This window comes from Aeromonas sp. LsrichE-8G, assembly GCF_022869435.1.
Classification (GTDB): domain Bacteria; phylum Pseudomonadota; class Gammaproteobacteria; order Enterobacterales; family Aeromonadaceae; genus Aeromonas; species Aeromonas caviae.
The window spans coordinates 1-13,765 of record NZ_JALIHH010000008.1 but is presented as its reverse complement, the minus strand read 5'-3'; the positions used below and the strand labels follow the sequence as shown (position 1 = coordinate 13,765).

The 13,765-nt window shown below is 64.6% G+C and carries 11 protein-coding genes and 1 pseudogene; 6 read left to right on the top strand and 6 right to left on the bottom strand.

Going from position 1 to position 13,765, the window contains the following annotated elements; genetic code table 11:
- The first annotated feature begins 206 nt into the window (after window positions 1-206).
- Window positions 207-2,009, top strand: a complete 1,803-nt coding sequence (locus MUW49_RS02365) for a hybrid-cluster NAD(P)-dependent oxidoreductase (RefSeq protein WP_244812365.1) — start codon at window positions 207-209, stop codon at window positions 2,007-2,009.
- Window positions 2,010-2,089: 80 nt separating this feature from the next.
- On the opposite strand, the gene htpX is transcribed toward MUW49_RS02365, so the two are convergent.
- From htpX to bioB, 5 genes are all read right to left on the bottom strand, one after another.
- The gene (gene htpX, locus MUW49_RS02360; protein ID WP_010674070.1) at window positions 2,090-2,962 is read right to left on the bottom strand and encodes a protease HtpX; all 873 of its coding nucleotides are present in this window, start codon (window positions 2,960-2,962) and stop codon (window positions 2,090-2,092) included.
- A gap of 113 nt (window positions 2,963-3,075) precedes the next feature.
- Entirely contained in the window at window positions 3,076-3,756 is a 681-nt protein-coding gene (bioD, locus tag MUW49_RS02355) for a dethiobiotin synthase (RefSeq protein WP_041212695.1), read from the bottom strand.
- A gap of 108 nt (window positions 3,757-3,864) precedes the next feature.
- Window positions 3,865-4,668, bottom strand: a complete 804-nt coding sequence (gene bioC, locus MUW49_RS02350) for a malonyl-ACP O-methyltransferase BioC (protein WP_041212694.1) — start codon at window positions 4,666-4,668, stop codon at window positions 3,865-3,867.
- Window positions 4,658-5,854, bottom strand: coding sequence for an 8-amino-7-oxononanoate synthase (bioF, locus tag MUW49_RS02345; RefSeq protein ID WP_244812364.1), 1,197 nt, complete (start codon window positions 5,852-5,854; stop codon window positions 4,658-4,660). The genes bioC and bioF overlap by 11 nt, the downstream gene beginning before the upstream one ends.
- Window positions 5,851-6,939, bottom strand: coding sequence for a biotin synthase BioB (gene bioB / locus MUW49_RS02340; RefSeq protein ID WP_053288634.1), 1,089 nt, complete (start codon window positions 6,937-6,939; stop codon window positions 5,851-5,853). Before bioB ends, bioF begins: the two co-directional genes overlap by 4 nt.
- Before the next feature lie 193 nt (window positions 6,940-7,132).
- On the opposite strand from bioB, the gene bioA reads away from it, so the two are divergent.
- Together bioA and MUW49_RS02330 are read left to right on the top strand one after the other, a co-directional pair.
- The gene (gene bioA, locus MUW49_RS02335; RefSeq protein ID WP_244812363.1) at window positions 7,133-8,407 is read left to right on the top strand and encodes an adenosylmethionine--8-amino-7-oxononanoate transaminase; all 1,275 of its coding nucleotides are present in this window, start codon (window positions 7,133-7,135) and stop codon (window positions 8,405-8,407) included.
- 135 nt (window positions 8,408-8,542) lie between these two features.
- Entirely contained in the window at window positions 8,543-9,364 is an 822-nt protein-coding gene (locus tag MUW49_RS02330; RefSeq protein WP_043155238.1) for a HAMP domain-containing protein, read from the top strand.
- On the opposite strand, the gene MUW49_RS02325 is transcribed toward MUW49_RS02330, so the two are convergent.
- Window positions 9,352-9,726, bottom strand: a complete 375-nt coding sequence (locus MUW49_RS02325; RefSeq protein ID WP_223302528.1) for a hypothetical protein — start codon at window positions 9,724-9,726, stop codon at window positions 9,352-9,354. The genes MUW49_RS02330 and MUW49_RS02325 overlap by 13 nt on opposite strands.
- Before the next feature lie 168 nt (window positions 9,727-9,894).
- Here MUW49_RS02325 and asnS point away from each other — a divergent pair, with 168 nt between their 5' ends.
- The 3 genes and pseudogenes from asnS to MUW49_RS02310 form a co-directional block, all read left to right on the top strand.
- The gene (gene asnS / locus MUW49_RS02320; RefSeq protein ID WP_039039869.1) at window positions 9,895-11,295 is read left to right on the top strand and encodes an asparagine--tRNA ligase; all 1,401 of its coding nucleotides are present in this window, start codon (window positions 9,895-9,897) and stop codon (window positions 11,293-11,295) included.
- 351 nt (window positions 11,296-11,646) lie between these two features.
- A complete protein-coding gene (locus MUW49_RS02315) occupies window positions 11,647-12,990 on the top strand; it encodes an anaerobic C4-dicarboxylate transporter (RefSeq protein ID WP_041215561.1) in 1,344 nt (447 codons plus the stop codon).
- Between the two features lie 127 nt (window positions 12,991-13,117).
- Window positions 13,118-13,624 (top strand): annotated as a pseudogene (locus MUW49_RS02310) (hypothetical protein); the annotation flags it as partial.
- Between the last annotated feature and the right edge of the window lie 141 nt (window positions 13,625-13,765).

The window sequence follows — 13,765 nt, the reverse complement described above, 5'->3', positions numbered from 1 at the left end:
CATGGTGGATCAGGATCAATAAATGTTGCGCTTTATGGGTCGCCCCCTTCACAACCGGATCCCCGTCACACCCCGCAGCCATTCGGGCCTGTCGCCCGAGCCCCCTCGCCGTCCTCGACGTGGGCAGCAGGAGAAGATTGCCGCCCGGGGCAGGAATCGTTATCTTCCCCTCTTCACAGGAATCGCCACAGCACAAGGACCAGGACATGCCGACCCTCGCCAGCATACATCTCTACCCCATCAAATCGACGGCAGGCATGCCGCTGGAGCGCGCCCAGGTGACCCAGGAGGGACTTGCCGGGGATCGCCGCTACATGGTGGTCAAACCGGATGGCACCTTTATCACCGCCCGCACCCATCCCCAGTTGCAGCAGGTGGTGGCCACCCCCGTCGAGGGGGGGCTGCAACTGCGCTATCCAGGTCTGCCCCCCCTTGCCCTCATGGAGGCGGCGTTCAGTCGCGCCCCTCAGCACACCGGTGTCTGGGGGGATCGCTTTACCGCCCTGCACACCGGGCCCGACGCCGATGAGTGGCTGAGCCGGGTGGCGAGGGAGCCGGTGCGCCTGCTCTGGCTCGGGGAGGCATCCGATCGTTTTCGGGAGAAGACCGGCACCCGGGTGAGCTTTGCTGACGGCTACCCCTTGCTGCTCATCAGCCAGGCTTCCCTTGAGGATCTCAACCTGAGATCCGATGCCTTGCACCAGATGAGCCAGTTTCGTACCAACCTGGTGGCGAGCGGCACCCGCCCCTTCGAAGAGGATGGCTGGAAGCGGATCCGCATCGGCGAGGTGGAGTTTCGGGTGGACAAGCCGTGCAGCCGCTGCATCATGACCACGGTGGAGGCAGGCACGGAGCGCTTCAATGCCCTGAAAGAGCCGCTGGCCACCCTCACCCGCTACCGGCATGGCGAAGATGGTGAGGTCTACTTCGGCCAGAATCTGGTGGCCCTGAACGAGGGGTGGATTGAGGCGGGCAGCGAGATCGAGGTGCTGGAGCGGGCCCGGGCGCCGGTCTACCCCAACGCGGCCCCGAAAAAGCGGGAGCTGGTGTGCGTCGCCCGGGAACCCCTGGCCCGGGATCTGGAAACCTTCTGGTTCGAGGCCGCCGACGGCGAGCCCCTGCCCGACTACCTGCCTGGACAGCACCTGCCCATCAGCCTCGATATCAAAAACACACGGGTTCAACGCCGCTACACCCTGAGCTCCACGCCGGAGCGGCCCGAGCGTTACAGCATCAGCGTCAAGAAGCTGGCCGATGGCCGCCTCTCCCCCTGGCTGCACCATGAGCTACGCGTGGGCGATCACCTGCTGGCCGCCCCCCCGGCCGGCGAGTTTCACTTAGGGTCCGAGCGCAGGCTGCTCCTGCTCTCGGCGGGATCCGGTGTCACCCCCATGCTCTCCATTGCCCGCACTCTGGCACTACGGGGGGAGCTCGGTGACGTCCACTTCATGCACCTGTGTCGCAGCGAGGCAGACATCCCTGCCGCCAGCGAGCTGCACGCCATGGCGCAGCAGGGAATGACCCTCACCCTGATCCTGAGCCAGCCTGACAAACACTGGCAGGGACTCAGCGGCCGTCTGAATGACAATCATCTGGGCCGGATCCGGGGTTTGCAGGAGCGGGAGGTGTTCATCTGCGGCCCCCACGGCTTCATGGCCGATGCAGCCAACCGGTTGAGCGCCCTCGGCGTACCGGCCGGGCGCATCCGCCAGGAGAGCTTTGGCGGGGCCCTGCTCTCGGTGGCCCGCCCCCATCGGGCGGTGCAACTGCGTATCGGCGAGCGGGAGTTTGCGGGCAACAACCAGGGCACCGTGCTGGATCAGGCCAACAAGCAGGGGGTAGAGCTGCCCTGGAGCTGCCGTGCCGGCATCTGCGGCAGTTGCAAGCAGACCCTGGTCTCGGGCGAGGTGGATCACCCCGATGCCCCCGCCATCAGCGCCGCCGAGCGGGCCGAGGGCAAGATCCTCGCCTGCTGCGCCGTGCCCCTGACGGATCTGGTGATCAAATAGGGTGATCGGGGGGCAAAACCCCGTCCCCGGAATGCAAAACGGCTGCCCGAGGGCAGCCGTTTTATTTAGATGACTGGCTATCAGCCACGCAGGGCGGCGATGCGCTGCTCGATGGGCGGGTGGCTCATGAACAGCTCGCTCATGGAGCGCTTGCCGTTGATGCCGAACGCCATCATGGAACCCTCCATCTGCGGCTCGGCACCGCGGGCGAGACGCTGGAGCGCGGCAATCATCTTGTCGCGGCCGGCCAGCTTGGCGGCACCGGCGTCGGCACGGAACTCGCGCTGACGGCTGAACCACATGACGATGATGGAGGCGAGCACGCCGAACACCATCTCCAGCACGAACACGGTGATCATGTAGGCGAAACCGCCGGTGCTGCTGCTCTCTTCCTCGTTGTTGGAGCTGAAGAAGTTGCTGATGACGCCGGCCACGATGCGGGCGAAGAACATCACGAAGGTGTTCACCACCCCCTGGATCAGGGTCAGGGTCACCATGTCGCCGTTGGCCACGTGGCTCACCTCGTGGGCCAGCACGGCTTCCGCCTCGTCGCGGCTCATGCTGTAGAGCAGACCGGAGGAGACGGCGACGAGGGAGTCGTCACGGCGGGCGCCGGTGGCAAAGGCGTTCATCTCGGGGGAGTCGTAGATCCCCACTTCCGGCATCTTGATGCCAGCCTCACGGGCCTGACGGGCAACAGTGCTCACCAGCCAGTGCTCGGTCTCGTTGCGGGGCTGCTCGATGACCTGGACGCCATAGCTGCGCTTGGCCATCCACTTGGACATCAGCAAGGAGATAAAGGAACCCCCAAAACCGAACACGGCGCAGAACACCAACAGACCGGAAATGCTGGACTTGTTGATCCCCAGAACCGAGAACAGGATATTGAGTACCACCCCCAGCACCAGCATGACGGCCAGGTTGGTCACCAGGAATAGCATAATTCGCTTCATATTGACTCCTTGTGAGATATGGATGCATGGTTCGGGGCGCCCCAGGGGCGACCGATGCCACACTTGCCCCAGATAATAGACAGACTCGATGAATGTTTGCTGAATGTCTGGCCTCAGAGCAAGGGCGACACATCGAGACAGTGGTGCAAATCCACCTCATTCACCGCGTCCACGAAGGGGAGCTCCCCCAGAAATGGGGCCGGCAACATGGCTTTCAAGGTGTCCAGGTTCTCCTCGTAGCGGCTCATGTGCGGATCCACCCGGTTGATGACCCAGCCCGCCAGGGTCAACCCCTGCTGGCGAATGGCGCTGACGGTGAGCAGGGCATGGTTGAGGCAGCCCAGCCTGGCCCCCACCACCAGGATCACCGGCAGCCGCTCCTGGGCGACCCACTCCGAGAGCAGACGCTGATGATCCAGCGGCAGGAACCAGCCCCCCGCCCCTTCGACAATGACGAGATCGGCCCCAGCTCCCTCAATCTCCCGCAAGCCGGCGGACAGCCCCTCGAAGGGGATGCTCACCCCCCGCTCACGGGCGGCTATATGGGGGGCGATGGGCGGCTCGAAGGCATAGGGATTGACCTGCTCGTAGGGCAGCGCAACCGTGGCCGCCTGCTGCAACAGCAAGGCATCCAGATTGCGAAGCCCCTCCGGGGTGCGGGTGCAGCCCGCCGACACCGGTTTGTACCCGGCGCAGCGAATGCCTCTGGCGGCAAGCGCCAGCAACAGGGTGCGGGCCACCAGGGTCTTGCCCACGTCGGTGTCCGTGCCCGTGATGAAATAGGATGTCCCCATGATGATTCCTCGATGCAGTGCAGGGGCGCAGAGGCGCCCCGATATCCATGGTGAAAGGCAGGCGCGCGTCCTGCCGCTGAAGGGGTGGGTGCGCCGGGTCTTTTTGTGTCAGCGCCGCACCAGGCGCCCTAGGCAGACCTCGTAGCTGGCGGCCAGCAGGCCGTCCGGTTGACGGTGGCGCTCGTAGGCCTCCCCCAGTCGCACCAGGCGCTGGCGATGACCCAGGCCCGCAGACCGCTCGTCGTTGACCTGGCTCGCACCTATCCCCTTGAGGTCGCGCAGCAGTCCGCTGAGCGCCGGGTAGGCGAGGGACCAGGTCAGCGGGCAGAGTGCCGGGGCCTCGAAGCCCCCGTCACGGGCCGCCTGCTGCAACTGGGGCAACGTCAGGAAGCGATTGACATGGTCACGACCATCCACGGCCCGCCAGGCCTCCCGCAGTTGCCACAGTGACCCCGAAAGCAGGGTCGAGAAGAAGACCTGTCCACCGGGTTTGAGCACCCGGTTGAGCTCGGCAAAGGCCTGGGCCGGCCGCTCGCACCACTGCAGGGCCAGGCTGGAGAAGACCCAGTCCAGGCTCTGGTCGGCAAAGGGCAGCCCCTCCGCGTCGCCGCACACCAGGCGGGCTCCGCTGCCGCGAAGGGCCGCCTGGGCCAGCATGCCGGGCGCGAGATCCAGCCCGGTCAGCGTCTCGCAGCGCGGCGCCAGGGCAGGCAGGAAAAAACCGGTGCCGCAACCCAGATCCAGCCCGGCCCCTGAGCGCACCTCTTTCACGCCCCCCTCGTCCATGCGCGCCAGCAGCGACTGCCCCACCTCCTGCTGGAAGCGGGCGTGGGCGTCGTAGTGGCGGGCCGCCGCCCCGAAGCGGCGGGCGAGCTGTGCCTTGTCCACCGACTGGAAACGCTCATGCACCATGGGCGCCCCCTCTCTCGTCAGTGGATGGGCTGGGCCCCAGGGCCTCGAGCAGGCGATCCACGTCATCTTCGCCATGGGCAGCGCACAGGGTGATGCGAAGGCGCGCCGTGCCGACCGGCACCGTGGGCGGGCGGATGGCGCCGGCCCAGACACCGCACTCCCACAGGCGCTCGGCCAGTTGCAGGGCAGCGACGCTCTCCCCCACCAGCAACGGCTGGATGGGGGTATCGCTTGCCCCAAGCCGCCAGCCGAGCGCCTGCGCCCCCTGCCGGAACCGGGCGACAAGGCGAGCCAGGTGGGCACGAGCCTCGTCGGCTACGCGTACCAACTCAATGCTCTGGCGCACGGCGCACGCCTGGGCGGGGGGCATATGGGTGCTGTAGACATAGTGGCGGGCAAAATTGACCAGGTACTCCACCAGCTCGCGACTGCCACCCACAAAGGCGCCGGCCACCCCGAGCGCCTTGCCGAAGGTCCCCATCTGGATGTGCACGCTGGCCGGAGCAACCCCCTGGGCCGCCAGGGTGCCGCGCCCCTCGGCACCCAGCACGCCGAGGCCGTGGGCATCGTCAATCATCAGCCAGTTGCCGCTTCGGGATGCGAGTGTGGCCAGCTCAACCCAGGGGGCCTGATCCCCGTCCATGCTGAAGACCCCTTCCGAGACGATCAGGCCCCGGTTTGGCTCAAGCAGCCGCTCAAGGGCCGCCATGTCGTTGTGGCAAAAGCGCTTCATCTTGCAGGGGAGCTGGCTCCCCATCTCCTGCAAGGAGGCGTGGTTGAGCCTGTCCTGCCACAGCAGGTGATCCTTGCCTAGCAGGGCCTTGAGCACCGCCTGATTGGCGGAGAAGCCGCAGTTGAACAGCAGCACCGCCTCCACGCCGAGCCAGTCGGCAAGCGTCTCTTCCAGCTCCTGGTGAGCGCGGCTGTAGCCGGTCACCAGGGGCGAGGCACCTGCCCCCGCGCCATATTGCGCCACCCCCGCCGTGAAGGCGGCCTTGATGGCGGGGTGACCCGCAAGGCCCAGGTAGTCGTTGCCAGAGACGTTGAGGTAATCACGCCCCCCGACCCGGATCCGCCCACCGCTCGCCACATCCACCGGGGTGCGTCGGCGCAGCAGGGTGGCCTGTTCACGCTCGGCCAGCGCCTCCCCCAGGGCAAAGGGGCCGGTAACAACGGGCGTCATCATGGACGGAGGACATCTGCGCGGGAACGGGTGGCATCGTAGAAGAGTTCGCTCGGCTCGCTCTGGCGGTTCACCTCGGCCAGCAGCTCCTCCTCTTGAACCTGATCCGGCTTCTGGGCCCGCTGGGCGGGGCGAATGCCAAGGCGCTTGAAGAGCTGCATGTCGCTGCTCTCGTCCGGATTGGGGGTGGTCAGCAGCTTGCAGCCGTAGAAGATGGAGTTGGCCCCGGCCATAAAGCACATGGCCTGCATCTGCTCGTTCATCTTCTCCCGTCCGGCGGAGAGGCGCACGTGGGAGGCCGGCATCATGATGCGCGCCACGGCGATGGTGCGGACAAATTCGAACGGGTCCAGGTTCTCCTGGTTCTCCAGGGGCGTCCCCTTCACCTTGACCAGCATGTTGATGGGCACGCTCTCCGGGTGGCGCGGCAGGTTGGCCAGCGCCATCAGGAGGCCCGCACGGTCTTTCGCCTGCTCTCCCATGCCGACGATGCCGCCGGAGCAGACCTTCATGCCGGCACCGCGCACATGCTCCAGGGTGTCGAGCCTGTCCTGATAGGTGCGGGTGGTGATGATGTCGCCGTAGAACTCCGGCGAGGTGTCGAGGTTGTGGTTGTAGTAATCGAGCCCCGCCGCCCCGAGACGCGCCGCCTGATCGGCGGTCAGCATCCCGAGCGTCATGCAGGTCTCCATGCCGAGCCCGCGCACCTCTTCAATCATGCGCAGGATGTAGGGCATGTCCTTCTCTTTCGGGTTGCGCCAGGCCGCCCCCATGCAGAAGCGGGACGAGCCGTTGGCCTTGGCCTCCCGGGCCCGCTCCAGCACTTTTTCCACCTCCATCAGCCGCTCGGTCTCGAGCCCGGTGTGGTAGCGAGCGCTCTGGGGACAATATTTGCAATCTTCCGGGCAGGCCCCGGTCTTGATGGAGAGCAGGGTGCTTACCTGCACCTCGTTCGGGTCGAAATGGGCGCGGTGCACCGTCTGGGCCTGGAACAGCAGATCGTTGAATGGCAGGGCAAAGAGATCCTGAACCTCGGACAGGGTCCAGTCGTGACGAAGGGCGTGGGCACCCGCGGTAAGAGCATTCATACATGGCTTCCGGTTGTTATTGGTGGGATCCTGCGCCGCGCTCAAGAGAGCGTTCGCCGCAAGACCCGCCAGCTGGACAGCGCGACGCCAGGGCGTGCGCGAAGCCAAGTGGCTGAAATTGTTGGCTAGTGTAGAGAGCACGCGTAGACTGTCAACACCGACCAGATCAAATCAATTGACAATAGAACGCAAAATGACCAACCAAGAATTCGACCTGCACCACGTCTGGCACCCCTATACCTCCCTCACCCATCCCCTGCCCTGCTATGAAGTGGCCAGCGCCAAAGGGGTGACCCTCACCCTGACGGACGGGCGCGAGCTGGTGGATGGCATGAGCTCCTGGTGGGCCTGCGTGCACGGCTACCAGGTGCCTGAGCTCGACGCGGCCGCCACCGCCCAGCTCGGCAAGATGTCCCACGTGATGTTTGGCGGCCTGACCCATGCCCCGGCGGTCGAGCTCTGCCGCAAACTGGTGGAAATCACCCCGAAGGGGCTGGATCGGGTCTTTCTGGCGGATTCCGGCTCGGTGGCGGTGGAGGTGGCCCTCAAGATGGCCCAGCAGTACTGGCATGCCAAAGGGACGCCTCGCGCCAAATTCGTTGCCCTTCGGGGCGGCTATCACGGCGACACCTTCGGCGCCATGAGCGTGTGCGACCCGGATGGCGGCATGCACGAGCTCTACCAGGGCTTCCTGCCCGAGCACCATTTCGTCGAAGCGCCAAGCTGCCGCTTCCACGCCCAGTGGGACGAGCAGAGCGTGGTGGAGCTGGCCACCCTGGTGGCGGATCATCACGAGGAAATTGCCGCCATCGTGCTCGAACCCATCGTCCAGGGGGCAGGCGGCATGCGCTTCTACCACCCCCGCTACCTGCAGTGGGTGCGCGCCCTGTGCGACGAGTTCGGCGTGCTGCTCATAGCAGATGAAATCGCCACCGGCTTTGGCCGCACCGGCCAGCTCTTTGCCTGCGACTGGGCGGGGATCAGCCCCGACATCCTGTGTCTGGGCAAAGCGCTCACCGGCGGCTACCTAACGCTGTCGGCCACGCTCACTACCGAGCATGTGGCTCGCACCGTGTGTGACGGCAAGGCGGGCGTCTTCATGCATGGACCGACCTTCATGGGCAACCCATTGGCTTGCGCCGTGGCCAACGCCTCCATCGAATTGCTGCTCGCCTCACCTTGGCAGGCGCGGGTGCAAGCCATCGAACACCAACTCAAAACCGAACTGGTGGAACTGACCCAGCACCCGGCGGTGGCGGATGTGCGGGTACTCGGCGCCATCGGGGTGGTGGAGATGAAGGAGCGGGTGGACGTGGCGCGCATCCAGCGCAAGTTCGTCGAACTGGGCGCCTGGATCCGGCCGTTTGGCAAGCTGGTCTATCTGATGCCCCCCTTCGTCATCACCCCTGAAGAGCTGCGGGTATTGACCGGCGCCATCCACGAGGCCATCACCAGCGGCGAATATTGAGTCCGGATGAACGGGCCCTGCATGAGAACGCAGGGCCTTTCGGCGCTTTTTCATCAGAATGTGAGCAAGACACCAAAACCCGTCCGGCGAGGAGAGTAGACTGCGCGGGTTTTACCCAACAGATGTACCAGTCCCATGCGCCTCTCCATTGCTGCCAAGATCAACTTCTTCCTGCTCTTCATCTTCTCCATGGTGTTGGTGTTTTCTGCGGCCTATCAGGCGGTGCGCGAGCGTGACCTCATCCTGACCCTCATCAAGGAACAGAGCCGCGAGCAGACCGAGGCCTACTTCGACGGCCTCAACATGCTGATGCTGACCGGCAAGATGGACGCCCGCGATACCCTGCGCGCCAAGTTTCTCCATCACGCCCACGTGGAAGATGCCCGCATCGTGCGCGGGGCGGCGGTCAACAAGCAGTACGGGCCGGGCCGTGACGTCGAGGCCCCGAAGGACAGGTACGATGCCCTGGCGCTGGCGGGCAAGGGGAGCCTGGAGGTAGAACATGACGGCATGCACAGCCGGCTGGTGGTGACCCGTCCGCTGCTGGCCAGAAAGGATTTTCGCGGTACCGACTGCACCAGCTGCCACCAGGTGCCGGAAAACACCGTGCTGGGGGCGGTGCGTTTTGACTACTCCCTCGACACCCTGTTTACCCGGGTGGAGCAGAACATCCTCACCTCGGCCCTGAGCCTCACCCTCATCTTCGGGCTGGGACTCCTGCTCACCCTCTGGGTCATCCGCACCTGGATAGTCCGCCCCCTCAACCAGCTGACCCGCTCCATGGAGGAGGCCACCGATCGCAACGACTTCGGCCACAGGCTGGAGGGGGATGAAGGGGACGAGATTGGCCGGGTGGCGCTCGCCTACAACCAGATGCTCGACAGCGTGGAGCGCCAGATAGGCAAGCGCCCCGCCTCTCAGGGGCTGGATGACGGCGACGGCCCTCAGCCCCGGTAGTAAAGCAGCAGGCAGGCCACCAGGATCAGCAGCAGGATGAAGAGATTGACGTGGCGGGCATCTTCCTGCCGACGGCTGCGGCCACGGGCCAGCACCAGCACCACCAGGGTCAGCAGGCAGCAACCCCAGAGCCCGCGCTCCAGCCAGGGGGTGAGCAGGGGATCCCAGCTCTGGCGCACCTTGACGCCCCCATAGACCAGAAAGCCGTAAGCCACCTCTGGCCGGGCGAAGTGATAGAGGGAGAGCAGGGCGACAAAGCCGCCCCAGCAGAGGATCACCAGCCCCTGCAACACCCGTATCCAGCCATCCGGCCCCCGCCTGCGCTCCTTCACCCTCACCCCCGTCCAGCCGCCATGATCCATGCACGATGCATGGGGAAATCCCCGCAAGGGTCCGACATTTTTGCTTGTTTATCAAACCTGCGCGGGTAAGATGAACGGCTTAGTCTGCCATGGTGGGCCAACTGCGCCCGGGCCAGACCCCTAGTGTTGCAAATAGCGCTGCAAGAACAAGCTGGAGACAATATTTCGATGACGCACGCATCCGTAGTTGATGTGCTGGCCGGTAAGTATTCGGTCGGCACCACCCTGACTGTGAAAGGGTGGATCCGGACCCGCCGCGATTCCAAGGCGGGGATCTCATTTTTGGCCGTTTCCGATGGCTCCTGCTTCCATCCGGTGCAGGCCGTCGCCCCCAATACCCTGGCCAATTACGAGAATGAAGTGCAACGTCTGACCACAGCTTGCTCCGTCGAAGTGACCGGCACCGTGGTCGAGTCCCAGGGCAGCGGCCAGGCGTTCGAACTGCAGGCCACCGAGGTCAAGGTGGTGGGCTGGGTCGAAGATCCGGACACCTACCCCATGTCTGCCAAGCGCCACAGCATCGAGTACCTGCGCGAGCAGGGCCACCTGCGTGCCCGCACCAACATCGTCGGTGCCGTGACCCGGGTGCGCAACTGCCTCTCCCAGGCCATTCACCGCTTCTTCCACGAACAGGGCTACCTCTGGATCGCGGCGCCCCTCATCACCGCCTCCGACACCGAAGGGGCCGGCGAGATGTTCCGCGTCTCCACCCTGGACATGGAAAACCTGCCGCGCACCCCCGAAGGCAAGGTGGACTACGACAAGGACTTCTTCGGCAAGGAGACCTTCCTGACCGTGTCCGGCCAGCTGAACGTCGAAACCTACGCCTGCGCCCTGTCCAAGGTCTACACCTTCGGCCCGACCTTCCGCGCCGAAAACTCCAACACCAGCCGCCACCTGGCCGAGTTCTGGATGGTGGAGCCGGAAGTGGCCTTCGCCGATCTGGAAGACAACGCCGCCCTGGCCGAAGCCATGCTGAAGTACGTCTTCAACGCCGTGCTGACCGAGCGCCGCGACGATCTGGAGTTCTTCGCCCAGCACGTGGACAAGGACGCCATCGGCCGTCTGGAGCGCTTCGTCGCCTCCGACTTCGCCCAGATTGACTACACCGACGCCATCGACGTGCTGCAAAACTGCGGCAAGAGCTTCGAGTTCCCGGTCTCCTGGGGCATCGATCTCTCCTCCGAGCACGAGCGCTACCTGGCCGAGGAGCACTTCAAGTCCCCGGTGGTGGTGAAGAACTACCCGAAGGACATCAAGGCCTTCTACATGCGCCTCAACGACGACGGCAAGACCGTTGCCGCCATGGACGTACTGGCCCCGGGGATCGGCGAGATCATCGGCGGCTCCCAGCGTGAAGAGCGTCTCGAGGTGCTGGATGCCCGTCTGGCCGAGATGGGCCTGAACAAGGAAGACTACTGGTGGTACCGCGATCTGCGTCGCTATGGCACCGTGCCCCACTCCGGCTTCGGTCTGGGCTTCGAACGCCTGGTGGTCTACGTGACCGGCATGGGCAACGTGCGCGACGTGATCCCCTTCCCCCGTACTCCCCGCACTGCCGAGTTCTAAGGCGACCCGCCCACTCGCACCCTGCAAAAGCCGACCCCCGGGGTCGGCTTTTTTTATGCCGCCTCGCTCTTCCCGCACCTGTCATTCCCGCCTTTTGCATTCCCAACCCTGTGCGCTCCCCCATCTTTCCCGTCATTTATCTGGTGTGCGCCAGGAAGCGGTCCCCTGTTCAAGGGCTGAACCGTAGTTTTTATGCACTTAAATCGGAAAAAAGCCGGTTGTTGAAGCAACGCAATTTTTTACCCCTTTAGGGGTGACAAAATATCCATTAACCCTTCAGGGGTAATTGATAACAGCGGATCCCGGGCAGCTGGCCGATGGGGACATGGATAAAACACACGAGGTAATGGAATGATCTTGATGGAATTTTTGGTGGTACTCGGCTGCTTGCTGCTGGGTACCCGCTTCGGGGGCATGGGGCTGGGTCTTATCAGCGGTATCGGTCTGTTCCTGCTGACCTTCGTCTTCGGCCTGGTGCCGGGCGAGCCGCCGGTGCAAGTGATGCTGACCATACTGGCGGTCATTGGCTGCGCCGCCACCCTGCAGACCGCCGGCGGTCTCAACCTGATGATGCAGGTGGCCGAGCGTCTGCTGCGCCGCCACCCCCAGTACATCACCCTGCTGGCGCCGCTCACTACCTGGACCCTCACCTTCCTGTGCGGCACCGGCCACGTGGTCTACACCATGTTCCCCATCATCGCCGACATCGCGCTGCAGAAGAACATCCGTCCGGAGCGCCCCATGGCAGTAGCGTCCGTTGCCTCCCAGATGGCCATCTGCGCCTCGCCGGTCTCGGTGGCCGTGGTCTCCATGGTCTCCATCCTGGCGGCGGCTCACGGCGTGGGTCAGGCCTACGGTCTGCTCGACATCCTGATGGTCGCCATCCCCTCCTCTCTCATGGGTGTCATGATGGCGGCCCTGTGGAGCCTGCGCCGCGGCAAGGATCTGGACAAGGACGAGGAGTTCCAGGCCAAGATCAAGGACCCTGCCCAGCGGGACTTCATCTACGGCGGTGGTGAAACCCTGCTCAACACCAAGTTCCCGAAAGAGGCCTACTGGTCCACCTGGATCTTCTTCGCCGCCATCGCTGCCGTGGTGCTGCTGGGGGCCGATGAGGCGCTGCGCCCCGTCTTCACCATCAAGGAGAAGACAGGCCCCCTCTCCATGAACCTGGTGATCCAGATGATGATGCTGATCGCCGGCGCCATCATCCTGATGCGCTGCAAGGTCAAGCCGGGGGAGATCGCCAACGGCGCCGTCTTCAAGGCGGGCATGGTCGCCATCTTCTCCGTGTTCGGGGTCGCCTGGATGAGCGAAACCTTCTTCCAGGCCCACATGCCGCTGCTCAAGGAGACCCTGGCCCACGTGGTACAGGCCCAGCCCTGGACCTACGCCCTGGTGCTCTTCCTCATCTCCAAGCTGGTGAACAGCCAGGCCGCGGCGCTCACCGCCATCGCCCCCATGGGGCTGGCGCTGGGGGTCGAACCCAAGCTGCTCATCGCCTTCCTGCCGGCGAGCTACGGCTACTTCGTGCTGCCGACCTACCCGAGCGATCTCGCCTGCATCGGCTTCGACCGCTCCGGCACCACCCGCATCGGCAAGTTCATCATCAACCACAGCTTCATCATTCCGGGCCTCATCGGGGTGGTGACCTCCTGTACCCTGGGCTTCATCCTGACCAGCATCCTGCTGTAAAAGGCATCCAGTGCGAGCGGCTCCCCCGTGGGAGCCGCTTTTTTATCCCCGCATCTCCGACCCGCGCTTTGCCATCGCCCCCCACTCTGGGTAGCATGAGCCCTCTTTTATTCAGCGGAAATCCCCCATGTCTCGCGTCATCCTGCTCTGGAGCGGCGGCAAAGATGCCATGCAGGCCCTCTGCCACACCCGGGAAGCGGGCCATCAGGTGGTGGCCCTGATCACCTTTGCCCCGCCAGCGCCCCGCTTTCTCGCCCATCCCCTGTCACAGGTTCGCCGTCAGGCGGCGGCCCTCGCACTGCCCCATCAGCTGGTCACCATCGAAGCGCCCTTCGATCTCGGTTATGAGCGGGCGCTGGCGGCATTGAAAGAGGAGTGGCAACTCGATGGGGTCGTCACCGGCGACATCGACAGCGTGGGGGGCGCACCGAACTGGATCCGCGAGCGCTGTCGCCCCCTGGGGCTCACCGTCCACACCCCGCTCTGGCAGCAACCCCGCGAGGCGTTGCTGGCGGACATGCTGGCCCGCGGCATCGTCTCCCACCTCTCCTGCGTCGATACCCGGGTACTGGCCCCCGAATGGGTGGGGCGCAGGCTCGATGCGACCACCCTGGCCGAATTGCAGCAACTGGCTAATAACATCATGTCGATCAGCCAATAACATCATGCCGATCACCATTTTTCTACCCGCAGGAACTGCGTCTTTCTTTTACTCTGCCTGATCGGCATCGGTCAAGTTGATGCCCTGTTTTCGCATCGACTCACCTGTCAAACC